The sequence below is a fragment of the Mesorhizobium sp. M0910 genome, assembly GCF_040319465.1.
Classification (GTDB): Bacteria; Pseudomonadota; Alphaproteobacteria; order Rhizobiales; family Rhizobiaceae; genus Mesorhizobium.
Window position 1 is genome coordinate 62020 of sequence record NZ_JAMYNZ010000013.1, and the last position, 22028, is coordinate 84047.

Annotated in this window: 23 protein-coding genes, 1 tRNA gene and 1 pseudogene; 19 read left to right on the forward strand and 6 right to left on the reverse strand. The window is 62.0% G+C overall.

Annotated features, from left to right (window positions below):
• Positions 1 to 5: 5 nt before the first annotated feature.
• Positions 6 to 896 carry an alpha/beta fold hydrolase gene (locus tag NKH78_RS26555; protein WP_352738173.1) on the forward strand — a complete coding sequence of 297 codons (891 nt, stop codon included), beginning with the start codon at positions 6 to 8 and terminating at the stop codon, positions 894 to 896.
• Positions 897 to 947: 51 nt separating this feature from the next.
• On the opposite strand, the gene NKH78_RS26560 is transcribed toward NKH78_RS26555, so the two are convergent.
• A tRNA-Ser gene (locus NKH78_RS26560) sits at positions 948 to 1038 on the reverse strand.
• A gap of 449 nt (positions 1039 to 1487) precedes the next feature.
• Here NKH78_RS26560 and NKH78_RS26565 point away from each other — a divergent pair.
• The 11 genes from NKH78_RS26565 to NKH78_RS26615 all read left to right on the forward strand — a co-directional run bounded on the left by NKH78_RS26565 (position 1488) and on the right by NKH78_RS26615 (position 11862).
• Entirely contained in the window at positions 1488 to 2696 is a 1209-nt protein-coding gene (locus NKH78_RS26565; protein WP_352507518.1) for a porin, read from the forward strand.
• Between the two features lie 154 nt (positions 2697 to 2850).
• Positions 2851 to 3957 (forward strand): pyridoxal phosphate-dependent aminotransferase, encoded by a 1107-nt coding sequence (locus tag NKH78_RS26570; protein ID WP_352738175.1) that lies wholly within the window; start codon positions 2851 to 2853, stop codon positions 3955 to 3957.
• 90 nt (positions 3958 to 4047) lie between these two features.
• Positions 4048 to 4326, forward strand: coding sequence for an acylphosphatase (locus NKH78_RS26575; protein WP_352690002.1), 279 nt, complete (start codon positions 4048 to 4050; stop codon positions 4324 to 4326).
• Positions 4327 to 4472: 146 nt separating this feature from the next.
• A complete protein-coding gene (locus NKH78_RS26580) occupies positions 4473 to 5135 on the forward strand; it encodes a TetR/AcrR family transcriptional regulator (protein ID WP_352690003.1) in 663 nt (220 codons plus the stop codon).
• A 48-nt stretch (positions 5136 to 5183) separates the two neighbouring features.
• On the forward strand, positions 5184 to 6347 hold the full coding sequence (locus NKH78_RS26585; protein ID WP_352884745.1) for an isovaleryl-CoA dehydrogenase: 1164 nt from the start codon (positions 5184 to 5186) through the stop codon (positions 6345 to 6347).
• An 82-nt stretch (positions 6348 to 6429) separates the two neighbouring features.
• Positions 6430 to 6822, forward strand: a complete 393-nt coding sequence (locus NKH78_RS26590; protein WP_352690005.1) for an AbrB/MazE/SpoVT family DNA-binding domain-containing protein — start codon at positions 6430 to 6432, stop codon at positions 6820 to 6822.
• Complete coding sequence (locus NKH78_RS26595) at positions 6819 to 7202, forward strand: type II toxin-antitoxin system VapC family toxin (protein ID WP_352480311.1); 384 nt, start codon at positions 6819 to 6821, stop codon at positions 7200 to 7202. Before NKH78_RS26590 ends, NKH78_RS26595 begins: the two co-directional genes overlap by 4 nt.
• 4 nt (positions 7203 to 7206) lie before the next feature.
• Positions 7207 to 8814 carry a carboxyl transferase domain-containing protein gene (locus NKH78_RS26600; protein ID WP_352690006.1) on the forward strand — a complete coding sequence of 536 codons (1608 nt, stop codon included), beginning with the start codon at positions 7207 to 7209 and terminating at the stop codon, positions 8812 to 8814.
• A 1-nt stretch (position 8815) separates the two neighbouring features.
• Positions 8816 to 9346 (forward strand): O-acetyl-ADP-ribose deacetylase, encoded by a 531-nt coding sequence (locus tag NKH78_RS26605; RefSeq protein ID WP_352738177.1) that lies wholly within the window; start codon positions 8816 to 8818, stop codon positions 9344 to 9346.
• Positions 9347 to 9416: 70 nt separating this feature from the next.
• Positions 9417 to 9827 carry a hypothetical protein gene (locus NKH78_RS26610; protein WP_352706063.1) on the forward strand — a complete coding sequence of 137 codons (411 nt, stop codon included), beginning with the start codon at positions 9417 to 9419 and terminating at the stop codon, positions 9825 to 9827.
• A gap of 49 nt (positions 9828 to 9876) precedes the next feature.
• Positions 9877 to 11862, forward strand: a complete 1986-nt coding sequence (locus tag NKH78_RS26615) for an acetyl/propionyl/methylcrotonyl-CoA carboxylase subunit alpha (protein ID WP_352706065.1) — start codon at positions 9877 to 9879, stop codon at positions 11860 to 11862.
• Positions 11863 to 11944: 82 nt separating this feature from the next.
• On the opposite strand, the gene NKH78_RS26620 is transcribed toward NKH78_RS26615, so the two are convergent.
• A complete protein-coding gene (locus NKH78_RS26620) occupies positions 11945 to 13066 on the reverse strand; it encodes a branched-chain amino acid ABC transporter substrate-binding protein (RefSeq protein WP_254819977.1) in 1122 nt (373 codons plus the stop codon).
• A gap of 375 nt (positions 13067 to 13441) precedes the next feature.
• A complete protein-coding gene (locus tag NKH78_RS26625; RefSeq protein WP_352706067.1) occupies positions 13442 to 13708 on the reverse strand; it encodes an SEL1-like repeat protein in 267 nt (88 codons plus the stop codon).
• A gap of 459 nt (positions 13709 to 14167) precedes the next feature.
• Here NKH78_RS26625 and NKH78_RS26630 point away from each other — a divergent pair, with 459 nt between their 5' ends.
• The 5 genes from NKH78_RS26630 to NKH78_RS26650 all read left to right on the forward strand — a co-directional run bounded on the left by NKH78_RS26630 (position 14168) and on the right by NKH78_RS26650 (position 17802).
• Entirely contained in the window at positions 14168 to 14512 is a 345-nt protein-coding gene (locus tag NKH78_RS26630) for a DUF2147 domain-containing protein (protein ID WP_254819976.1), read from the forward strand.
• Positions 14513 to 14718: 206 nt separating this feature from the next.
• A complete protein-coding gene (locus NKH78_RS26635) occupies positions 14719 to 14871 on the forward strand; it encodes a hypothetical protein (RefSeq protein ID WP_023718367.1) in 153 nt (50 codons plus the stop codon).
• A gap of 30 nt (positions 14872 to 14901) precedes the next feature.
• Entirely contained in the window at positions 14902 to 15096 is a 195-nt protein-coding gene (locus tag NKH78_RS26640; protein WP_352706069.1) for a hypothetical protein, read from the forward strand.
• Positions 15097 to 15181: 85 nt separating this feature from the next.
• Complete coding sequence (locus NKH78_RS26645) at positions 15182 to 16684, forward strand: AMP nucleosidase (RefSeq protein WP_352647263.1); 1503 nt, start codon at positions 15182 to 15184, stop codon at positions 16682 to 16684.
• A gap of 80 nt (positions 16685 to 16764) precedes the next feature.
• Positions 16765 to 17802 (forward strand): endonuclease/exonuclease/phosphatase family protein, encoded by a 1038-nt coding sequence (locus NKH78_RS26650; RefSeq protein ID WP_352706071.1) that lies wholly within the window; start codon positions 16765 to 16767, stop codon positions 17800 to 17802.
• Positions 17803 to 17832: 30 nt separating this feature from the next.
• On the opposite strand, the pseudogene NKH78_RS32715 reads toward NKH78_RS26650, so the two are convergent.
• From NKH78_RS32715 to NKH78_RS26670, 3 genes and pseudogenes are all read right to left on the reverse strand, one after another.
• A pseudogene (locus tag NKH78_RS32715) lies at positions 17833 to 18428 on the reverse strand (DUF922 domain-containing protein).
• 111 nt (positions 18429 to 18539) lie between these two features.
• Positions 18540 to 20219, reverse strand: a complete 1680-nt coding sequence (locus NKH78_RS26665) for an electron transfer flavoprotein-ubiquinone oxidoreductase (protein ID WP_352706075.1) — start codon at positions 20217 to 20219, stop codon at positions 18540 to 18542.
• A 106-nt stretch (positions 20220 to 20325) separates the two neighbouring features.
• On the reverse strand, positions 20326 to 20508 hold the full coding sequence (locus NKH78_RS26670; RefSeq protein WP_254820002.1) for a hypothetical protein: 183 nt from the start codon (positions 20506 to 20508) through the stop codon (positions 20326 to 20328).
• Between NKH78_RS26670 and NKH78_RS26675 the strand changes: the two genes are divergently transcribed.
• Together NKH78_RS26675 and NKH78_RS26680 are read left to right on the forward strand one after the other, a co-directional pair.
• Positions 20459 to 21103, forward strand: coding sequence for a hypothetical protein (locus NKH78_RS26675; protein ID WP_352647256.1), 645 nt, complete (start codon positions 20459 to 20461; stop codon positions 21101 to 21103). The two genes, NKH78_RS26670 and NKH78_RS26675, sit on opposite strands and share 50 nt — an antisense overlap.
• A 37-nt stretch (positions 21104 to 21140) precedes the next feature.
• A complete protein-coding gene (locus NKH78_RS26680; RefSeq protein WP_352706078.1) occupies positions 21141 to 22022 on the forward strand; it encodes a uracil-DNA glycosylase in 882 nt (293 codons plus the stop codon).
• The last annotated feature ends 6 nt before the right edge of the window (positions 22023 to 22028 follow it).

Here is a 22028-nt window from a genome sequence, read left to right on the forward strand (position 1 = left end):
ATACCATGGCAAGCCAAGGCTTCTCCGACTTCTTCTACGCCGCGCCGGACGGGCTGTCCCTGCACGCCCGCATCTACGACGAAGCGAATTCCGGCCATTGGCCAGTCGTTTGCCTGCCCGGCCTGACCCGCAATTGCCGTGATTTTCACGAGCTGGCGCTTTATCTATCAGTGCAGGGGAAGCGCAAGGTCGTCGCTTTCGACTATCGCGGGCGCGGGCAGTCCGCCTACGATGCCGATATCGGCCATTACAATATCGGCATCGAAGCCGGCGATATTCTCGCCGGGCTGGCGGCGCTGAGCATCGAGGAGGCTGCCTTCATCGGCACGTCGCGCGGTGGATTGATCATCCATGTGCTCGGGGCGATGCGGCCGGCCATGCTGAAGGCCATCGTCCTCAACGACATCGGCCCGGTGATCGAGTCGCAAGGTCTCGCCCATATCCGCTCCTACCTCGACCCCATGCCAAGGCCGAAGACGTACGCCGAGGTGGTCCGCGACCTGCGCAGCATCCATGGCCCGGATTTTCCGGCGCTGACCGATGCGGATTGGGAGCGGATGGCGTCAGCCTTCTACCGCGAGGCCAAGGAGGGATTTCTGCCCGACTTCGACCCGAAACTGGTCGACACGCTGGCGGGCCTAGACCTCACTCAGCCGCTGCCTGATCTGTGGCCGCAGTTCGACGCGCTGGCGGCGGTTCCGATGCTCGTCATACGCGGCGCCAACTCGAAGCTGCTGTCCGCGGAAACACTCGAGCAGATGCGCACGGGCCATGCCGACATCGAAACGATCACGGTCGACGGCCAGGGGCATGCACCGTTCTTGGAGTCCGGGATCCTTACGGGCAGGATCGCTGGTTTTTTCGAGCGGGCGGAGCGGCGGGGTGATGGGAAGTAAAGCTCGAGAACTGAGGAATTTAATGGGCAGTGCTGCACCGACTTTGAGCGGTGGCGGAGAGGATGGGATTCGAACCCACGAGAAGCTTTTGACCTCTACTCCCTTAGCAGGGGAGCGCCTTCGACCACTCGGCCACCTCTCCGTTGCGCCGGTGGATAAAGAAAAGCGCCGCCACAATCAACAAGCTGGTGTCACTATCGTCGAAAAATCGGGCTTCCGCCAAATTGCCACCTGTGGCTTGCGGCGATTCCGCGGCAATTCCCTGGCTGTTGAGTCGGCGCATGGTCACAGTTTGAGCGGGCCATTGCCGGAATTGGCTGGAATGCGGGGTTGCCGGGGCCCGATAGTTAATGGGAGCTTTCGGAGTGAGGCCAAATCGTGTCATTTGTGCAACAACGCTCGGCGATAGCGCCACCACAAACCTTTTGCCGGTACGATCGTGGTTGAACGACGCCGCCTCATGGGTAATGTCGGGTTTGAAGGAGCGGCGCGGTGCGCATCTTTTTCGGTAGTGGGGATGGGGCAGGGAACGCTGTCCTTCAGCAAAGAATACCCAGACCCGTTTTTTAACTTTTGACTGGAGGTCAGAAAATGAACATCAAGAGCCTGCTTCTCGGCTCCGCTGCGGCGCTGATCGCAGTATCCGGTGCGCGCGCCGCCGACGCCGTCGTCGTCGCCGAGCCGGAACCCGCTGAATACGTCAAGATCTGCGACGTCTACGGCGCTGGCTACTTCTACATCCCCGGCACCGAAACCTGCCTGCGCATCGGCGGCTATGTCCGCTACGACATCGGCATCGGCGACGTCGGTTCGTTCGACGGTGCTGAGAATTTCGATCACGAAGATGGCGATATCCAGGACACCTACTACAAGAACGCCCGCTTCAACCTGAAGACCTGGACCGCTCAGGAAACCGAACTCGGCACCTTGAAGACCTACACCGAGACCCGGTTCAATTTCGGCAACCGCAACCGTCACGTTAGCACCACAACCACCGATCCGGACGGCCCCGAGGGTCCGCTGCTGCCGGTCACGACCATCGTCAGAAATGACGCCGAAAACAAGGGCGTTTCGCTGAACTTCGCCTGGATCCAGCTCGGTGGCCTGCGCGTCGGTAAGGACGAATCGGCCTTCAACACGTTCATCGGCTACGCCGGCAGCGTCATCCAGGATACGCTGGTTCCTTACGGTGATTTCGACACCAACGTCGTCCAGTACTACTTCGATTTCGGCAACGGCTTCTCGGCCGTGGCTTCGCTCGAGCAGGGCGCGGGCCGCGTTGGGACCATCGACAGCTACGTTCCGCATGTCGTCGGCGGCCTGAAGTGGACGCAGGGCTGGGGCGCGATCACCGGCGTCATCGCCTACGACAGCAACTACGAAGAAGTGGCCGGCAAGGTTCGTTTGGACGTGAATGCAACCGACGCGCTGTCGCTGTTCATCATGGCGGGCTACGGCACTGACGATAACCTCAATGACCCGGGCAACTTTGTCCCAGCCAATGGCCGTGGTTTCTACAAGCAGTGGGGCGGCAACTGGGCGGTTTGGGGTGGCGGCACCTACAAGTTCAACGAGAAGACCTCGTTCAACGTGCAGGCTTCCGCTGACGACGACAAGAACTATGCCGTCGCGGCGAACATCGCCTACGACATCGTTCCTGGCCTGACGATCACCGCCGAAGTCGATTGGGACCACTACGGGCGGTTTAACGATCCGGCCAGCTTCACCAACGTCAACTGGACCAGTGCGGACAAGAAGGACAGCATTGGCGGCCTCCTCCGCTTCCAGCGCTCGTTCTAATAAGTTCGACCTGACCAATATTGAACCCGGCGGGCAACCGCCGGGTTTTTCTTTGAGCCATTCGCCGGCTGCCACATTTCAAGGCTGCCGCGGAACTTGCGCAGGCCAAGCCGGCAGGCTAGCAAGAAGGCCCCTTTTTTAACGAGCCTTTGCCATGCGCCCTCCCCTTACACCGCTCATCGCAGCGCTTCCCTCCACGGTGCCGTTTGTCGGCCCGGAGACGCAGGAGCGCGACCGCGGCCGCGCCTTTCGCGCCCGCATCGGGGCCAATGAGAGCAGCTTTGGCCCTTCGCCGCGCGTCGTTACCCGCATGGCCGGGATTGCCGGCGACATGTGGATGTATTGCGACCCCGATAATCACGATTTGAAGGTAGCCGTAGCCAGGCATCTCGGCGTCGGCGCCGAAAACGTCGTCGTCGGCGAAGGCATAGACGGGCTGCTCAGCCTGGTTGCGCGCATGTATGTGGCGCCCGGCGACGCGGTGGTGACCTCGCTCGGCGCCTATCCGACCTTCAACTTTCATGTTGCCGGCGTCGGCGGCCGATTGGTCGCAGTGCCCTACGAGAACGATCGGGAAAACCTCGACGGCCTGCTGGCTGCGGTCGCCAGGGAGAAGGCGCCACTGGTCTACCTGTCCAACCCGGACAATCCGATGGGCAGCTGGTGGGAAGCCGCCGAACTCGGCCGCTTCATCGAGGCCTTGCCGGAAACCACAATGCTGGTGCTCGACGAGGCCTATGGCGAATTAGGGCCAGCCTCAGCGCTGCCGCCAATCGATGTGGCGCGGCCGAACGTCGTCCGCATGCGCACCTTCTCCAAGGCCTATGGGCTGGCCGGCATACGCTGCGGCTACGCGGTGGCCGAGGCCCAGGTGATTCGCGACTTCGAGAAGATCCGCAACCACTACGGCGTCAGCCGCATGGCGCAGATCGCCGGCGTCGAGGCGCTTGCCGATCAAGCCTGGCTGGAAAGCGTGGTGGCGCGGGTCGCCTCCGGCCGCCGACGCATTGCCGGAACAGCCGAGGCGAACGGGCTGAAGCCGCTGGCTTCGGCGACCAATTTCGTCACCATCGATTGCGGCCGCGACGGCGCCTTCGCGCTGAAGGTGCTGCGGGCGCTGTTGTCGCGCGACGTCTTCATCCGCAAGCCGATGGTGCCGGTGCTCGATCGCTGCATCCGGGTCAGCGTCGGCCTCGACCACGAGCTCGACATTTTTGCCGAGGAATTGCCCGGCGCACTGGCGGCAGCACGGGGGAACTGAAGAGCCTTCGCCCTATGTGGCTGACTGGCGGCAGCGTGGTTGAATTTGCACGGCGATGCGCCAGACTCGACTCAGAGGATGGAGAGCGCGATGACCGACCGCACTGTACAAGTACGCATATATGGCAAGGTGCAAGGCGTCAGCTACCGGGTCTGGGCGCGGCGCGAGGCGTCGGCGCTTGGCCTCGCCGGGTGGGTGCGCAACGAAGTTGACGGCTCGGTGACAGCCTTGATTGCAGGAACCGGGGCGGCGGTCTCGACGATGATTGAGCGACTTTGGCAAGGGCCGGCAGGGGCAGCAGTTTCGAAGGTCGATGTCGAGGACATCGAGGCACGCAACACGTCCGCGGGTTTCAGGATTATTGCCTAGCAAGGCATGATCCTGCTCATTGCTTCCATCGGACAAAATCTCCAGGGTGCAGAGAGAGCAAACCTGAAGTCATTGCCCTGCCCGAATGCTTCGGTCCTTGAATTAATTGAACGTTTGTTTTATTACGTCGTAAAAGGCGGTTTGTCATGGCGCGTACGACCGGTTCTCACGGAGAAAAGACCGAAGCTGCGGTCCGCGAGGCGGCGGTCAGCCTGATTGCGCGTCTCGGCTACGAAGCGATGTCGATGCGCCAGCTGGCGGCCGAAGTCGGCGTCCAGGCAGCGGCGCTTTACCGCTACTTCCCGACCAAGCAGGACCTTCTGTTCACGCTGATGCGCGAGCATATGGAAGGCTTGATCGAGGCGTGGCGCGCAACACGCCCTGTCGGCGCCGATCCGGCAACGCGGCTTGCCGCCTATGTCGAAAACCACATCGCTTTCCATATCGAACGCCGCCATTCCACCCATGTCTCGAACATGGAGCTGCGCAGCCTGTCGCACGAAAAACTCACGCAGATCCTGCGCATGCGCACGGCCTACGAGAAGGAGCTGCGCACCATCCTGCGCGACGGCGTCGAAGCGGGCTTATTCAGCATCGAAGACACAGGGCTCACCGCCATGGCGCTGATCCAGATGATGACCGGCGTCATCGTCTGGTTCCGGCCGGGCGAACGGCTGTCGATCGCCGAAGTCACCGCTACATATCTAGCAATGACAATGCGCCTTGTTGGAGCAAAGAACGATGGCGCGACAACGAGCTCCGGCGCCGTGCGTTCATTCGAGCGCGCAAAGGACGCTCTAGCACTTTGATTTCGCGCATGATCCCGATTTTCGGGGTCGTGCGCCGGGAGGAACGGCATGTACATGCATACGCTCAACTTCGGGCTTGACGAAGATGTCGAGGCGCTGCGCGACCTGGTGCGGCGCTTCGCCCAAGAGAAAATCGCGCCGATAGCCGCCGAGATCGACCGGTCGAACGAATTCCCGGCGCATCTGTGGGTGGAGCTCGGCGGGCTTGGCCTGCTCGGCATCACCGCCGATCCCGATTTCGGCGGCAGCGGCATGGGCTACCTCGCCCACGTCGTGGCGATGGAGGAGATTTCGCGCGCCTCCGCCTCGGTCGGCCTCTCCTACGGCGCCCATTCCAACCTCTGCGTCAACCAGATCAATCGCTGGGCGACGCAGGCGCAGAAGGAAAAATATCTGCCTTCGCTGTGCAGTGGCGAAAAGGTCGGCGCGCTGGCAATGTCGGAATCCGGCGCCGGGTCCGACGTCGTGTCGCTGCGCCTGCGCGCGGAAAGGCGCAACGACCGCTATGTGCTCAACGGCACCAAGATGTGGATCACCAACGGACCGGATGCCGAGACGCTGGTCGTGTATGCCAAGACCGATCCGGAACTCCATTCGCGCGGCATCACCGCTTTCATCGTCGAAAAGGCCTTTGCCGGTTTTTCGGTTGCGCAAAAGCTCGACAAGCTTGGCATGCGCGGCTCGAACACCGGCGAGCTGGTGTTCGAGAATGTCGAAGTCCCGTTCGACAATGTGCTGCATGAGGAAGGGCGCGGCGTCGAGGTGTTGATGTCGGGCCTCGACTACGAACGTGCCGTGCTGGCCGGCGGGCCGATCGGGCTGATGGCGGCGTGCCTCGACGTGGCGATACCTTACGTGCACGAGCGCAAGCAGTTCGGCCAGCCGATCGGCGAATTCCAGCTGGTGCAAGGCAAGCTCGCCGACATGTATGCGACGATGAACGCGGCGCGCGCCTACGTCTATGCCGTGGCCGCCGCTTGCGATCGCGGTGAGACGGCCCGCAAGGATGCTGCCGCCTGTATTCTCTTCGCCGCCGAAAAGGCGACGCTGATGGCGCTCGAGGCCATCCAGCTTTTGGGCGGCAATGGCTACATCAACGACTACCCGACCGGCCGGCTGCTGCGCGACGCCAAGCTCTACGAGATCGGCGCCGGCACCAGCGAAATCCGTCGTTGGCTGATCGGGCGGGAAATCATGGCGGAGAGCGCCTAATGGCATCCTTTTGAACTTTTGCCAGAAGCCATGCGATGTGGCATATTTCGGACTATGTGCCACAATCCTAGCGAGACGAACCATGGCGGACAGAACGGGAAAGTCCGGATTTGACGAAGATCCGCAAGCACAGTTCGATGCCAGCGCTCGCAAAACGCCACTTAGGGTTCCGGCGAAACGCGAGCGTGTTAAACTTGGCGAGGGCGGGCGCTTCGTCATCCCTGCTGCGATGCGCGAGGAGATGGGCGTGAAGCCTGGCGAGGAGATGATCCTGCATGTCGAAAACGGCGAGCTGCGGGTAAGATCGTGGCTGCAGAATCTGCGGCGCGTCCAGGCCGAATTGTCGGCGCTGAAACAGCCCGGTGAAAGCGTCGTCGACGAATTTCTGAAAGAGCGGCGGGAAGAGCAGCGTCGAAGCGACAAGCGTCTCGACCGGCTTCACGCCGAAGGGACGACAGGAAAGCGGGCGAAATGAAGCCCTACGTCATGGACAGTTCGGCGGCACTCGCAATCCTGCTCAACGAGCAAGGCACCGATAGTGCTTTGGGGTTCGCGCCGGATGCACAATGCAGTTCGGTCAATGCGGCCGAAATCATTGCCAAGCTGATCGACAAGGGACGCAGCATGGAACAGGCCGCGGACGACCTCGCCAGTCTCGGCATGCCGATCGCCGTTTTCGACGAAGCGATGGGCATCGCCGCCGGGCAGCTTCGCCAACTGACGCGGCATCGCGGCCTGTCGTTGGGCGATCGGGCCTGCCTCGCGCTGGCTATTCGCGAGAACGCCATTGCCGTCACCGCTGATCGCGATTGGAGCGACCTCGATGTCGGCTGCAAGATCGAGCTGATCCGGTAGCGCCATGGCCCCCCTCAACTCGCAGATCTCGCCCGCCTCCGATATTTTCCGCGCCAATGCCGAGCGCATGCGGGCGCTGGTCGCCGATATTGCTGAGAAAGCGGCCACGGTCGAACGCGGCGGCTCGGAAGATGCGCGCGAGCGGCACGTCTCCCGCGGCAAGCTCCTGCCGCGGCAACGCCTCGCCCAATTGCTTGATACCGGCTCGCCCTTCCTCGAAATCGGCCAGTTCGCGGCATGGTCGATGTATGGCGAGGACATCCCGTCGGCCGGTCTCATCGCCGGCATCGGGCGCGTCGAAGGCACCGAAGTGATGGTCGTCGTCAACGACGCCACGGTGAAGGGCGGCACCTATTATCCGCTGACAGTGAAGAAGCATCTGCGTGCACAGGAAATCGCGCTGCAGAACAATCTGCCTTGCGTCTATCTGGTCGACAGCGGCGGCGCCAATCTGCCCAATCAGGACGAGGTGTTTCCCGACCGCGATCATTTCGGCCGCATCTTCTATAACCAGGCCAACATGTCGGCCGCCGGCATTCCGCAGATCGCCTGCGTCATGGGGTCGTGCACTGCCGGCGGCGCCTATGTGCCTGCGATGTCGGACGAGACAATCATGGTGCGCAACCAGGCAACCATCTTTCTCGGCGGCCCGCCGCTGGTGAAGGCGGCCACCGGCGAGGACGTCACCGCCGAGGACCTCGGTGGCGCCGACGTGCACACAAGGCTTTCCGGCGTTGCCGACCACTATGCGCTCGACGACGAGCATGCGCTGGCCATATGCCGGCGTATCGTCAAAAACCTGAATCGGAACAAGACTGTAAGCCTTGCCTTACAGAAATCGATTCCGCCGCTTCACGATCCACATGAACTCTACGGAATCGTGCCGACGGATCTGCGCCAGCCCTATGACGTACGCGAGGTAATCGCCCGCACCGTCGACGGCTCCGAATTCGATGAGTTCAAGCAGAATTATGGCACCACGCTGGTCACCGGTTTTGCCCATCTCAGCGGCATGCCGGTCGGCATCATCGCCAACAATGGCGTGCTGTTTTCGGAAAGCGCGCTAAAGGGCGCGCATTTCATCGAGCTGTGCTGCCAGCGCAGGATCCCGCTGATTTTCCTGCAGAACATCACCGGCTTCATGGTCGGGCGGAGATACGAGGCCGGCGGCATCGCCAAGGACGGCGCCAAGCTGGTCATGGCGGTCGCAACGGCCAAGGTGCCGAAGATGACCGTGATCATCGGCGGCTCGTTCGGCGCCGGCAATTACGGTATGTGCGGACGCGCCTATTCGCCACGCTTCCTGTGGATGTGGCCGAATGCCCGCATCTCGGTGATGGGCGGCGAGCAGGCGGCAACGGTGCTGGCCATGGTCAAGCGCGAAGGCATCGAGCGCAAGGGCGGGGAATGGAGCGCCGAGGAGGAGGCGAAATTCAAGAAGCCGATCCTTATGAAATACGAGCATGAAGGCCACCCGCTCTATTCGTCGGCAAGGCTCTGGGACGACGGCATCATCGACCCGGCCAAGACCCGCGAGGTGCTGGCGCTCAGCCTTTCGGCCGCGCTCAACGCCGAGATCGAAGAGACAAGGTTCGGCGTGTTCAGGATGTGAGATGAGCGAAATCGGCCAGAGGATTCGTATTCAAACCGGCGACATCACGAGGCTGGCGGTCGACGCCATCGTCAACGCCGCCAACACCTCTCTTCTCGGAGGCGGCGGCGTCGACGGCGCTATCCACCGCGCGGCCGGCCCCGAGCTTGTGGCAGAATGCCGGACCTTGCATGGCTGCAAGGTCGGAGACGCAAAAATCACCAAGGGCTACAGGCTACCCGCGCGCTACGTCATTCATACGGTCGGGCCGGTCTGGCAAGGTGGCAGCAAAGGAGAAGCCGAACTGCTCGCCTCCTGCTATCGCCGGTCGCTCGAAATCGCCGCCGCAAAGGACTGCCGGACGGTGGCGTTTCCAGCGATCTCGACCGGGGCCTACCGCTACCCGAAGGATCAGGCGACGCAAATTGCAGTCGGGACCGTGAGCGCCTTCATCGGCCAGAACACCGTTCCGGAAACCGTCATTTTCTGCTGCTTCGACGAGCCGACGGCCGAATTGTATCAGCGGGCCGTTGCTGCACTCGGCAAAGCGTGATCCACAGCCATGAGAAATCTGCAGACCCATTTTCAATCATCCAACTGGCCATACAGAAAAATTGCGGCTATTGCTGTTTTTCAACGTCAATGGGGCTTGGGCGAAGGTGAAACAGCAACTTTTCCAGAAAACTACTGCCGCAATACTTTCGGGGTTACTTATATTAGCTGCACCAGGCACGGGCGCGGCGGGATCGCTGGCCGGAAGCGAAGGCGACAAGCGCTTTTCACCACTTCTGCCTGGCAGCGCCAAGGACGAATGCACCAAGGCCTACAAGGCCTATGTCGCTGCAAGCGGCCATTCGGCATACGCCACGACATCTTTCGTGCGGGTCAGGGACGGTTACGTCCTGTGTGGCGCTCACTGCAATGCCTCGTCGCAAAAGGCGGCAGAGGCCATGGCGATGAAATCCTGCCAGAGCGCACGGGCGTACTACAAGGTGGCGGCCAGCGGCAACTGTCAGATCGCGGCTTCGAAGTAGACGGGCAAACGCCGATCCGGGATTGCCCGCGCCAAATCCGGGAGGCCCGATGTTCGCCAAGATCCTGATCGCCAACCGTGGCGAGATCGCCTGCCGGGTGGTCCGCACGGCACGCAGGATGGGTGTGCGCAGCGTCGCCGTCTATTCCGATGCCGACGCTCACGCCTTGCATGTCGAAATGGCCGACGAAGCGGTGCATATCGGCGCCTCTCCCGCCAACGAAAGCTATCTGCGCGGCGACAAGATCATTGCAGCGGCCTTGGCCACAGGTGCCGAGGCCATCCATCCGGGCTACGGCTTTCTTTCGGAAAACCCCGAATTCGTCGACCAGGTCGCCGCCGCTGGGCTGATCTTCATTGGGCCGTCGGCGGCCTCGATCCGTGCCATGGGACTGAAGGACGCGGCCAAGCGGCTGATGGAAAAGTCCGGCGTGCCTGTCGTTCCGGGCTACCATGGCGAAGCGCAGGAGATCGTGTTGCTCGCCTCCAAGGCGCGCGAGATCGGCTACCCCGTATTGATCAAGGCGCGCGCCGGCGGCGGCGGCAAGGGCATGCGGCGTGTCGAGCATCCCGATGATTTTTCGGAAGCACTGTCGGGCGCGCGGCGCGAGGCGAAAGCCGCGTTCGGTGACGACCGCGTCTTGGTGGAAAAATATGTCGACAAGCCGCGCCACATCGAAGTGCAGGTGTTTGGTGACAATTTCGGCAACGCCGTACATCTTCACGAACGTGACTGCTCGGCGCAGCGCCGCCATCAGAAGGTGATCGAGGAGGCGCCTGCCCCCGGCATGACGCCGGCACTGCGCAAGGCGATGACCGAGGCGGCGGTGAAAGCCGCAAAGGCAATCCACTATTCCGGCGCCGGTACCATCGAGTTCATCGTCGATGCCTCGCAAGGTCTGAAGGCCGACCGTTTCTGGTTCATGGAAATGAACACCCGCCTTCAGGTCGAGCACCCCGTCACCGAAATGGTCACCGGCATCGACTTGGTCGAGTGGCAGTTGCGGGTAGCCTCCGGCGAAAAACTGCCGAAGACGCAGAGCGAGATCGCGCTCTCCGGCCACGCCTTCGAGGCGCGCATCTATGCCGAGGACGCGGCAAGAGGGTTTTTACCGGCGACCGGCACCTTGCACCATTTGAAATTTCCGCAGCCAGCACCGGAAGGTGCGACCATGCGCATCGAAACTGGCGTGCGCGCCGGCGATGCGATTTCGCCGTTTTACGACCCGATGATCGCCAAGCTGATCGTCCATGGCAAGGACAGACGGGCGGCGCTCACGGCACTTGGCGAGGCGCTGTCGCAGACCGAAATCGCCGGCTCGACCGTCAACACTGGCTTTCTTGCCGCGCTGGCCGCTGATGCAGCTTTTGCGGCGGGCGATATCGATACCGGCCTGATCTCCAGGCATCAGCAGGCGTTGACGGCGGTTGCGCCGCCGAGCGGTGAGACAATTGCCGCCGCGGCACTTGCTGCTTCCGGTGCGCGCGACTTGCCGTCCTCGGACGATCCCTGGTTGTCGCTGGCCGGCTATGCGCATTTCCACGCTGTAGTGCGGCGCATGCTGCTGAAGTTTGGCGAGCAGGAGATCGCCGCGCGCGTGTCGGTGCGGCCGGACAGACGGTTCGAGGTGGCGCTGGAAGCGCCCTATGACAGCGTCAATTCGCATGATCTCCGTACCGCCCCTCGCCTCGCCCGCTGGCCGGGCCACGTCACCGTCTTCGAGGGCGCTATCGGCTACGATTTTGCCGTGCCGGACCCGCTGGCGCGAGCCGACGAAGCCGCCGCTTCCGGCAGCCTGCGCGCGCCGATGCCGGGCCTGGTCAAATTGGTGCGTGCGGCAAAAGGCGAGGCCGTGATCAAGGGCCAGCCGCTGCTGATACTGGAGGCGATGAAGATGGAGCACACCATTGCCGCGCCCCATGACGGGCTTATCGCCGAGATCGCCGCCGAAGGCGCGCAGGTCACAGACGGAACCGTGCTGGTTCGCTTTGCCGAGGAACCACAGCTGACCGCAGTTTCCTTATCCACGAAGTGACCCCGAGCGCGTCACAAAAGGCACCGCAAAGATGAAAATGGCCAGGTTCGACCCGGCCATTTTCAATTACAACATAGTTCTATCAGGGCTGGATCGGCGCGTATTTGCCGTCATGCCACTGGTTGATGTCGTAGCTGGCGTTCTTGAGGTCGCCCTTCTCGTCGAAGGTGACCGGCCCGACAACCGTGCTGATCGGCTGGCCGTTCTTCAACGCCTCGGCGACCTTGGCCGGGTCGTCGCTGCCGGCGCGCTTGATGCCCTCGGCGAATGCCTGGATCACGGCATAGGAAAACAGCGTGAAGCCCTCCGGCACAAAGCCGCCGGCCTTGATCTTGGCGATAGCTTCCTTGGCTTCGGGCTTCGACTGCGGATCCGATGGGAAGACGAACATGGTGCCTTCGCCGGCCGGACCGGCAACCTGCCAGAATTCCGGCGAAGCGATCGAGTCCGGCATGATCAACTGGAACTTGAGGTTCTGCTCCGCCGACTGGCGCAGGATGAGGCCGGCTTCGGGGTGATAGCCGCCGAAATAGACCACATCAGCCTTCAGCTCCTTGAGCTTGGTAACGAGCGCGGAATAGTCCTTCTCGCCGGCGTTGATGCCCTCGTAGAGGATTTCATTGAGACCGTTCTGGTTCATCGTTGCCTTCACGGCATCGGCCACGCCCTGCCCATAGGCGCTCTTGTCGTGCAGGATGACGACTTTCTTGCCGGCATATTTCTTGGCGATCCAGGGACCAATAAAAGCGCCCTGCGCATCGTCGCGCGTATAGAGGCGCATGATCGTCGGCCAGCCGGCCTTCGCCGCTGCGTCGGTCAACACCGGGTTTGAGGAAGCCGGACTCATCATCAGCGCACCGGCTTCTGCGTAGACAGCGGAGGCCGGGATGCTGGAGCCCGAGCAGGCGTGACCATCGATGAACTTGACACCATTGGCGATGATGCGGTTGGCGACCGAAACCGCCTGCTTCGGATCGCACTGATCATCCTCGATGTCGAGCTTGATCTGGCGACCGTCGACGCCGCCAGCCGCGTTGATCGCGTCGGCGGCGGCTTGCGCGCCTTGCTTGAACTGATCGCCGATGGTGGCAAGCTGCCCGGTCATCGGTCCGACCACCGAAAAGGTGATGTCGTCGGCGAAGGCGAGCGGCGCGGTCATCATCAGGCCAAATATGGCTGCGCTCAAAATACTGAATTTCTTCATGGTAACATAACTCCTCCACTCTCGCGCAGCCGCCCGGCCGCGCCTCTTCCAGAGTGGCGGGAGAATTTCATCCTTCGCCGGAGCTGTCTAGACGCATCGTCGGCGCTCGATTGGGCCTGTAACATGCGGTCCCAAAGACAAAGCCGCGCCAGCCCTGTTCCGGCCGGTCGCGGCTTTTGCCATTGAGCTTGCCGGCGCATCCGCGCCGGAACCTGCTGGCCTTCCCTGTCTGTTGCACGGCTCGGCCTGATCAGCCTGCTGTGTTCTTGGTTTTGACTTGGTCGGCCATCTTGCGCGGCCTCTTTTTTTCGGGGCCAGCCGTCTGCGCGGCCTTGACCCGAAGCGTCCCTGTCAGTGAACTCAGTGTCGGCGAATTCAGTGCATCGTCATCCATTCGCGGGCTTCGCGCAGCGCACTGGCGATCTCGACTTTCGACATGGCGGCCGACAATTCAGAACGCAGTTCCGCGGCGCGGGCCGAACCCTTGATCGCGGCGATGTTGAACCATTTGTGGGCGGCGACGACATCGGTCTCGCAATCGCGGCCGGTCGCATACATCATGCCCAACTCGAAAAGAATATCGGCCTGGGCAGTTGCCCCCATGGCGCCGAAGCCGGCTTCAAGCATTTCAAAACGTGCCATTTCAAATCCCCTGTTCTGGCTCCCGAGAGCTGTCTCCGTCTGTCCCTCGGTGTCCTTGATTACCTTCGGGGGCGGCCGCTCTTTCGATGCTTTCGAGAATGCCGCGGAGGCTTGAATCCGTCGTTAAATGGCGTGCTTAATTTGAGGAAAACAAAGCTAAAACAAGAGGTAAACGCGAAAATTCGTTAAGGATACAAAGCCAGCAACTGCGCCAGTTTGCACAAAATTTGAAGAAAACTTGCGAGGCGCGGATCAAGACTCGGCTAACCACAGAAGACAAAGACGTGTGCGGCCCGTTTCATTTTTCGCCGGCGCGGCCGTTCGGGAGCGGGCAAAAACCCGCAACCGTTCCGTCGCGGCACCGCTTTTGTTTTTCCGGGAGCTGGACTAGCTTACGTTTGCGTAAGGGGCAGACGGCCGGGACGGAGCCCGATTGGACTTGCCTGAGGGAGGAAAGACATGTTTCGACACGTGAGCCTGGCCCTCGCGGCCGCAATAATGATGACCGGCGCGGCATGGGCCGATCCGATCGAAGGCAATTGGAAAACGCAAGCCGGAGCGACTGCCGCCATTTCGGGTGGCGGCGGGGCATTTTCGATTACGCTCAAATCCGGCAAATTTGCCGGCAAGAACATAGGTTCACTGAAGGTGGCCGGCGACAACAAATATGCCGGCACCATAACCGACCCCGAAACCGACAAGACCTATTCGGGCAAGGCTTCGCTTTCCGGCAGTTCGCTCAAGATGAGCGGCTGCGTGTTGGGCGGGCTGATCTGCAAGAGCCAGACCTGGCACAAGCTCTGATCGTGCCATTCCTGCCGGGGTGCGCGGGGCCAGTCGGCCCCGTTTTCATATATCGGTCTCGCAGCCGCGGCTCGCCATAGGTCACTGCTTTCAAGGCGGCCCGCCCAGAGATCATCAACCATTTTGAACCCCAGATGAACGCCGGCATCAGAGCCGGTTCAGCCTGGGCAAGGCATTGTCATGCGTGTTGAAGGAGACACCGCGCGATGCTTGCCCGCCGCTTCACCATCGTCTGCCTGCTGATGAGCCTGTTCGGCATGTTGTTCGCCGTCCTTGTCGCCGAAGCCGGCCGGCCGGCCCGCGCCTGGGATGTGGCCATTTCCTGCCGGCTCGGTTGCCCGAACCAGCTTCGCCACTGAACCCGACAGCGAGATATTGAAACCCACGCCATGACCCGCCTCACCGCCAATGTCGTCAAGATCCTTCGGCTTCTGCCGCGGACGGCACTCATCCTGACGGTTCTGGCGGCCCCGGTCCTGGCCGTGCCGACGATGCGCGCCGATTCCGGTTCGACCATCGAGGCGCCTGCGCTGAGAAAGGCCAGCGTCGGCTTTGTGCTGCTGGTCAGCTTGCGGCGAGGCTAGGCCGCCGGAAAGAAAACCGCCGACAGCGCGTTTTGAGACCGCCTTACCCCCTCCCAACTGCGCGCCCAACTCTCTATATTGGGTCATGGAAAAGCGAATCTATCCCCAAGCCATTGAATCGGTCGTCACGCCGGAGCCGTTTGGCCGACAGAGCTTCAACGACGCCAAGAAGGCGGTCGCGGCCCTGCAGGTGCTTTACGACCGCAACACAAAGTTCCTGCGCGATTCATTTGCCGCGCTCGCAGCGGGCGGCGACAACAACAAACGCTACCGGGCCTTCTATCCGGAGATCGGCGTCACCACGAGTTCGTTCACCCAGATCGACTCGAGGCAGGCCTATGGTCACATGCCGACGCCGGGGCATTTCTCAACCACAATCACCCAGCCTGCTCTTTTCGAGAGCTATCTCACCGAACAGCTTCGGCTGATCATGCGCAACCACGGCGTTCCGGTCACGGTTTCAGAATCGACCACTCCCATCCCCCTGCATTTCGCCTTTCTCGAAGGCACGCATGTCGACGGTTCCGCTGCGGAACGCATCAAACGGCCGATCCGTGACCTGTTCGACGTGCCGGATCTCGACGGCACCGACGACCAGATCGCCAACGGTACATTTGAAGTGGGATTGGGCGAGGCACGGCCGCTGGCGCCGTTCACGGCACAACGGATCGACTATTCGCTGCATCGGATGTCGCACTATACGGCGACCAGTCCCCAGCATTTCCAGAACTTCGTGCTGTTCACCAACTACCAGTTCTACATCGACGAATTCGTCGCCCGTGCACGCGAATTGATGGCCAATGGCGGTGACGGATATGTAGAGTTCGTCGAGCCGGGCAATATCGTGACCAAAGTGGGCGACAGCGCGCCTGGTGAGGGTGCTGCGCCCCCTCGCCTGCCGCAGATGCCGGCCTATCATCTGAAGAAGCCGAATCATGGCGGCATCACCATGGTCAATATCGGCGTTGGCCCTTCCAACGCCAAGACCATCACCGACCATATTGCGGTGCTCCGGCCGCATGCCTGGGTGATGCTCGGCCATTGCGCTGGCCTGCGCAACACGCAGGCGCTGGGCGATTATGTGCTGGCACACGCCTATGTTCGGGAAGACCATGTCCTCGACGACGATCTTCCGGTCTGGGTGCCGATCCCGCCGCTGGCTGAAATCCAAGTGGCGCTGCAGGAAGCGGTCGCCGAGGTCACCGGGCTTTCCGGCTACGACCTCAAGCGCATCATGCGCACCGGCACCGTCGCCACCATCGACAACCGCAACTGGGAGCTGCGCGACCAGCGCGGGCCGGTGCAGCGGCTGTCGCAGTCGCGGGCGATCGCGCTCGATATGGAATCGGCAACGATCGCCGCCAACGGCTTCCGCTTCCGGGTTCCCTATGGCACGCTGCTTTGCGTATCCGACAAGCCGCTGCATGGCGAATTGAAGCTGCCCGGCATGGCGACCGAGTTCTACAAGCGGCAAGTGGCGCAGCATCTGACCATCGGCATCAGGGCGATGGAGAAGCTGGCTGAAATGCCGATGGAGCGACTGCATTCGCGTAAGCTCAGGAGCTTTTCGGAAACGGCCTTCCAGTAAATGCCGAATCGCATGTGTCGGTCCGGGTCAGGACATTTCGTCATCTTGATTGAGCCGCACTTCTGCCGATAGACAAAGCGATGGCACGTATTCGGGAAATGACGGTTGCGCTGGCATTCGTCGCAATGCTTGCACTCTCGGCCGCGCTGGTGGCCGGGTTTTTCGGATCGCTGCATCCGGCCCTCGATTCCTTTGCTCATTTCCGCGTCCATTTTTCGGTGCTGATGGCGCTTTGCGCGCTGCCCCTGCTCGCCACCTCGTTTCGCCTGCAGGCTGCGGCCGCCTTGCTGTTTGCGGTAGCCTCCTTTGCCACCACGTCGAATGCCTTGCCGCTTTCGCGGCTATGGCAGGTGCAGGCCGCCTACGAAGCCAAACCTGGTGACGAGCCGGTCTACCGCCTGCTGCAGATGAACCTCAGGTTCAACAATCCAACGCCTGAGAAGGTGCTGTCGCTGATCGGCCGGACCCAGCCCGATGTGATCACCCTCGAAGAGGTGTCCGAGATGTGGAAGGCAAAGCTTGGGCTGCTGTCCAGCGCTTATCCCTACCGGATCCTCTGCCCGTATCCCAATGGCGTGTTCGGCGTTGCGCTGCTGTCCAGACGACCGTTTGCCATAGGCACAGCGCCGCACTGCGACAGCCGCGGCGCAATGGCGATCGCCACGGTCGATTTCGGCGGAACCGACGTCGATGTCGGCGCCATCCACCTCACCTGGCCATGGCCGCACAACCAATCACGGCAGATTGGAGGGTTGTCTGACGAAATCGCCTCGCTTGGCGAGACGTCGATCCTGGCGGGCGACTGCAACGCAGCGCCATGGAGCGCCGCCGTCCGGCGCGTCGCATCGCTTGGCAAGCTGACTGTAATGCCGTCGGTCGGGCCGACCTGGCTCTACAGAAAGCTGCCGGATTTCCTGCGCTTCGCCGGACTGCCGATCGACCAGGTTTTCAGCAAGGGCGCCATCGTTATCCGTTCGGCGTCGACCCTTGAGGACACCGGCTCAGACCATCTGCCGGTGCTGGTGGAGTTTTCGCTACGGTCGCATGAACAAAAGCCGCTCGACGAGCACCAGACGGCGACCGCGCTTGCAGCGCTGCCTGGCGGGACGCGAAGCTGAAAATCCGCAGTCCAGTCTCGACCTGGCTTATTACTGGCCCACAAAAGCGCGGATGAGGTGCTCGACAGGGCCGCCGTCGCGATGCTCGTGCGCATCGAAGGCGATCTGCTTTGCCTCGTATTCGGCATAGATGGCATTGATCCGGCGCTTTGCCTCGCGACGTGCCTCGAAACAGTGCGGGTCATCAGCGACTGTCAGCCCTCGAACCGACTTTTCGGTGGCCCGCATCATCTGTCTGGCGATGCGGCCATGGGTCTCTTCATGGGCGCGGACGCCAGCGAAGAACCGCTTCCAGCGCTTCTGCAGCGCAGGCGATGTGGCTGAGACTAGTTTGGGATAGGTATAGAAGAGATTGAGCGTCCCGTTGGCCGGCGCAGGCGGCAGACGCCGTTTTCCTGATGGGCGTCGAAGGTCCAATCATCGACGCTGTAGCCGGTCTGCGCGATGGCGTGGGTCATGAAGCCGTGCTTCGGCCCACTGCGATCCATGGCCTCGATCAGGGCCGCGCCGGTGGTTCCGGCAATGTTGTAAGTTCGTGTCTTGACCAGCACCTTAGTGCCGGCCAAGGCTGCAGGGGCGCACAATGCCCCGATCGCCACAACGCTCGTCAGAACTGCCAGGCGCATTTTTCCTTCCTCCCTGTCGCCGCAGAAAGGAAACACAGGCAGGCGGTTTATTCAACAATCCTACGGTTGCGCTGCTCCTCATCTTGTTTAGTCCGGAACAAACCTTGTGACTTACATGTTCTGGTAGACCGGGCCCTCGCCGCCCTGTGGCGGCACCCAATTTATATTCTGGTTCGGGTCCTTGATATCGCAAGTCTTGCAGTGCACGCAGTTCTGCGCGTTGATGACGAAGCGCACATCCTTTGCCGCAGGATCGGCGGCGGCATTGCCGTCCTTGTCGACCCATTCGTAGACGCTGGCCGGGCAGTAACGCGTCGAGGGCCCGGCATAGACGTCATGCTCGGAGCGCTTTTGCAGGTCCATGTCGGCGACGAGCAGATGGACCGGCTCGTTCTCCTCGTGGTTGGTGTTGGACAGGAACACCGACGACAGCCGGTCGAAGGTCAGCACCCCGTCCGGCTTCGGGTAGGCGATCTTCTGGTGCGCGGCGGCCGGTTCCAGCGTGGCGTAGTCGGCCTTGCCGTGCTTCATCGTGCCGAAGGGCGAGAAGCCGAACAGCGTGTTCAGCCACATGTCGAGCCCGCCAAGGCCGACGCCGACAATGGTGCCGAAGCGTGACCATAGCGGCTTGACATTGCGCACTTTCTTCAGATCCTTGCCGATATCGGTGGCGCGCCAGGTGGCCTCGTAGGAGGCCAGCTCGTCATTGGCGCGGCCGGCGGCTATCGCATCACAGACATGCTCGGCCGCCAGCATTCCGGAGAGCACGGCATTGTGCGAGCCCTTGATGCGCGGCACGTTGACGAAGCCGGCCGCGCAGCCGATCAGGGCACCGCCGGGGAAGGACAGTTTCGGCACCGACTGCCAGCCGCCTTCGGTGATGGCGCGGGCACCATAGCCCAGCCGCTTGGCACCCTCGAAGGTACCGCGGATCGCCGGATGGGTCTTGAAGCGCTGGAACTCGTCAAAGGGCGACAGATAGGGGTTCTTGTAGTTCAGGTGAACGACGAAGCCGACTGCCACCTGGTTGTCCTCGAGATGGTAGAGGAAGGAGCCGCCGCCGGTCTTCATATCGAGCGGCCAGCCGAAGGAATGCTGCACAAGGCCCGGCCGGTGGTTTTCCGGTTTGACCTGCCAGAGTTCCTTGAGGCCGATGCCGTATTTTCCTGGCTCGCGGCCGTCGGAAAGGTGGTATTTGGCGATCAGCTGCTTGGCGAGCGAGCCACGCGCGCCCTCGCCGATCAAGACATATTTGCCCATCAGCGCCATGCCCGGCGCAAAGCCCGGACCGTGCGTGCCGTCCTTCTCGACGCCCATGTCGCCGGTGACGACGCCGGTGACCGCACCGGCCTCGTTGTAGAGCAGGCCGACCGCCGCAAAGCCCGGATAGATCTCGACGCCCAGCGCCTCGGCCTTGGTCGCCAGCCAGCGGCAGACATTGCCGAGCGAGACGATATAGTTGCCGTGATTGTTCATCAGCGGCGGCATCAGGATATTGGGCAGACGGAACGAACCGGCGGGGCCGAGAACCAGGAAATGGTCGTCGGTGACCGGTGTCCTGAAGGGATGACCCTCCTCTTCGCGCCAGCCGGGCAGCAGCCGGTCGATGCCGATCGGATCGACGACGGCGCCGGACAGGATGTGCGCGCCGACTTCGCCGCCCTTTTCCAGCACGACGACGGAAAGCTCGGGATTGACCTGCTTGAGACGGATCGCGGCGGCGAGGCCGGCCGGGCCGGCGCCGACAATGACCACGTCGAATTCCATGCTTTCGCGTTCGATATCGCTCATCGACCCCTCACTGGCTCGCTATTCCCGGCATCTTGCTGGCTCACGCGCTGCATAGCGCATCAAATAGCGACGGGAAACCGGCGCGGACGTGACAATACCGATTTCGTCAAAAAGTCGCGTCCTGCCACACAGATTCGCGGTGGCGAGCATCAATCTTCAATCCTATTCCGTTTGCACAGATATGTCGCACTGATGTTTTTAATTGTTCGACGGCTTGCTTATCGGCCATACTTCCCGCCATGCGCATATTCAGGCCGGCTGGCTTTTCATCGACGCGCTTTTTTTTCACGCCCGGCCGGATTTGCCGTGCGGCGCTGTTGGCGCTGCTGCCACTGACGACCCTCGATGCCCATGCCGAGCAGCAACTGGTCTGGGCGACCGGCGCCTATTCCTTTTCCGACGAGCGCGGCGGCTTCCGCATCACCGGGGCTTCCGGCATCGGCACGAAAGAGGATCCGCTGGTCATCACCGAAGAGCTGAATTCAGCGACGCCGGTAACGCTTGCCATTCGCACGACAAAGCCGATCCAGCCGTTCGGCAAGGCGGGAGACTTCGCCAATGGTCTGATGTATATGCGCATCGACGTGCTCAACAATAGCGGCCAGGCCTGGGTCGAGTTCCAGTTCGAACTCCAGGAGATCCTCGACCAGCCGAGCGTGTTCGGCGACGGCCTGTCGTTTGACCAGCGCAACAAAACGCCTGAAAATATCTGGTCGAGCAGCTACGCCGATTTCGACCGCAATTTCGAACCGTATGACCGCCTGCTGTTCAAGAACGGCAAGATCGACCCGCTGAAGACCGCCAGCTTCTATTTCCTGATCACCGACTACACGCCGCGCTGGACGTTCTATCTGGTGCAGGATCCGCGCATACCGTCGAGCTGAACTTGCAAATTCAAGCTTTGCGGCCGAATGTGAAACCATGACTGCCGCCCCCCACAATAGCCGAGCCGATCTCGCCGAGCTGCTGGCCTTCTACGCCAGCGCCGGCGTCGACGAGGCACTTGAAGAACACCCGGTAAACAGGTTTGCAGAAGCCAGGCCACCGGAGCGGGTGCCTGCGGCGGCCGCTATGCCGGCCGGTGAAAATGCGGCGCCACAACGCTCGACGAGCGTATCGCGCGCCGAAATGGGCGAGAGACCGAGTACAGCACCGGCAGTGCGAACGTCCCCGGCCATGTCAACGGTGCCCGACGAGGCGCAAGCGGCATTGGCGCGGCAACTGGCGAGATCGGCGGCAAGCCTCGACGAGCTTCGCCAGCACATGGCGGCATTCGACGGCTGCAATCTCAAATTCACCGCCAAGAACCTTGTGTTCGCCGACGGCAATCCGACTGCCGAGGTGATGCTGGTCGGCGAAGCGCCGGGTCGCGATGAGGACATAGAGGGCTTGCCGTTCGTTGGCCGCTCCGGCCGGCTGCTCGACCGCATGCTGGCTGCGATCGGTCTTGACCGGACGTCCGTCTACATCGCCAATGTCATTCCCTGGCGGCCGCCCGGCAACCGCACGCCGACCCCGCACGAAACCGAGATCTGCCGGCCGTTCATCGAGCGGCAGATCGAGTTGGTCAATCCGAAGGTGCTGGTCAATCTCGGCGGCCCGTCGGCAAAGACCCTGCTCAACACCTCCGAAGGCATATTGCGGCTGCGCGGCAACTGGCGCGTCCACACGACCCCGTCCGGCGTCGCCATTCCTGCCATGCCGACCCTGCATCCGGCCTATTTGCTGAGAACGCCGGCGCACAAGAAGCTGGCGTGGCGGGATTTCCTCGAAGTGAAGGCGAAGTTGCGGGCGCTTGGGTAATGGTGC

Coding starts and splice junctions, on each gene's coding strand:
- NKH78_RS26555 (WP_352738173.1), top strand. CDS start 6: ATGGCAAGCCAAGGCTTCTCCGACTTCTTCTACGCCGCGCCGGACGGG.
- NKH78_RS26565 (WP_352507518.1), top strand. CDS start 1,488: ATGAACATCAAGAGCCTGCTTCTCGGCTCCGCTGCGGCGCTGATCGCA.
- NKH78_RS26570 (WP_352738175.1), top strand. CDS start 2,851: ATGCGCCCTCCCCTTACACCGCTCATCGCAGCGCTTCCCTCCACGGTG.
- NKH78_RS26575 (WP_352690002.1), top strand. CDS start 4,048: ATGACCGACCGCACTGTACAAGTACGCATATATGGCAAGGTGCAAGGC.
- NKH78_RS26580 (WP_352690003.1), top strand. CDS start 4,473: ATGGCGCGTACGACCGGTTCTCACGGAGAAAAGACCGAAGCTGCGGTC.
- NKH78_RS26585 (WP_352884745.1), top strand. CDS start 5,184: ATGTACATGCATACGCTCAACTTCGGGCTTGACGAAGATGTCGAGGCG.
- NKH78_RS26590 (WP_352690005.1), top strand. CDS start 6,430: ATGGCGGACAGAACGGGAAAGTCCGGATTTGACGAAGATCCGCAAGCA.
- NKH78_RS26595 (WP_352480311.1), top strand. CDS start 6,819: ATGAAGCCCTACGTCATGGACAGTTCGGCGGCACTCGCAATCCTGCTC.
- NKH78_RS26600 (WP_352690006.1), top strand. CDS start 7,207: ATGGCCCCCCTCAACTCGCAGATCTCGCCCGCCTCCGATATTTTCCGC.
- NKH78_RS26605 (WP_352738177.1), top strand. CDS start 8,816: ATGAGCGAAATCGGCCAGAGGATTCGTATTCAAACCGGCGACATCACG.
- NKH78_RS26615 (WP_352706065.1), top strand. CDS start 9,877: ATGTTCGCCAAGATCCTGATCGCCAACCGTGGCGAGATCGCCTGCCGG.
- NKH78_RS26620 (WP_254819977.1), bottom strand. CDS start 13,066: ATGAAGAAATTCAGTATTTTGAGCGCAGCCATATTTGGCCTGATGATG.
- NKH78_RS26625 (WP_352706067.1), bottom strand. CDS start 13,708: ATGGCACGTTTTGAAATGCTTGAAGCCGGCTTCGGCGCCATGGGGGCA.
- NKH78_RS26630 (WP_254819976.1), top strand. CDS start 14,168: ATGTTTCGACACGTGAGCCTGGCCCTCGCGGCCGCAATAATGATGACC.
- NKH78_RS26635 (WP_023718367.1), top strand. CDS start 14,719: ATGCTTGCCCGCCGCTTCACCATCGTCTGCCTGCTGATGAGCCTGTTC.
- NKH78_RS26640 (WP_352706069.1), top strand. CDS start 14,902: ATGACCCGCCTCACCGCCAATGTCGTCAAGATCCTTCGGCTTCTGCCG.
- NKH78_RS26645 (WP_352647263.1), top strand. CDS start 15,182: ATGGAAAAGCGAATCTATCCCCAAGCCATTGAATCGGTCGTCACGCCG.
- NKH78_RS26650 (WP_352706071.1), top strand. CDS start 16,765: ATGGCACGTATTCGGGAAATGACGGTTGCGCTGGCATTCGTCGCAATG.
- NKH78_RS26665 (WP_352706075.1), bottom strand. CDS start 20,219: ATGAGCGATATCGAACGCGAAAGCATGGAATTCGACGTGGTCATTGTC.
- NKH78_RS26675 (WP_352647256.1), top strand. CDS start 20,459: ATGCGCATATTCAGGCCGGCTGGCTTTTCATCGACGCGCTTTTTTTTC.
- NKH78_RS26680 (WP_352706078.1), top strand. CDS start 21,141: ATGACTGCCGCCCCCCACAATAGCCGAGCCGATCTCGCCGAGCTGCTG.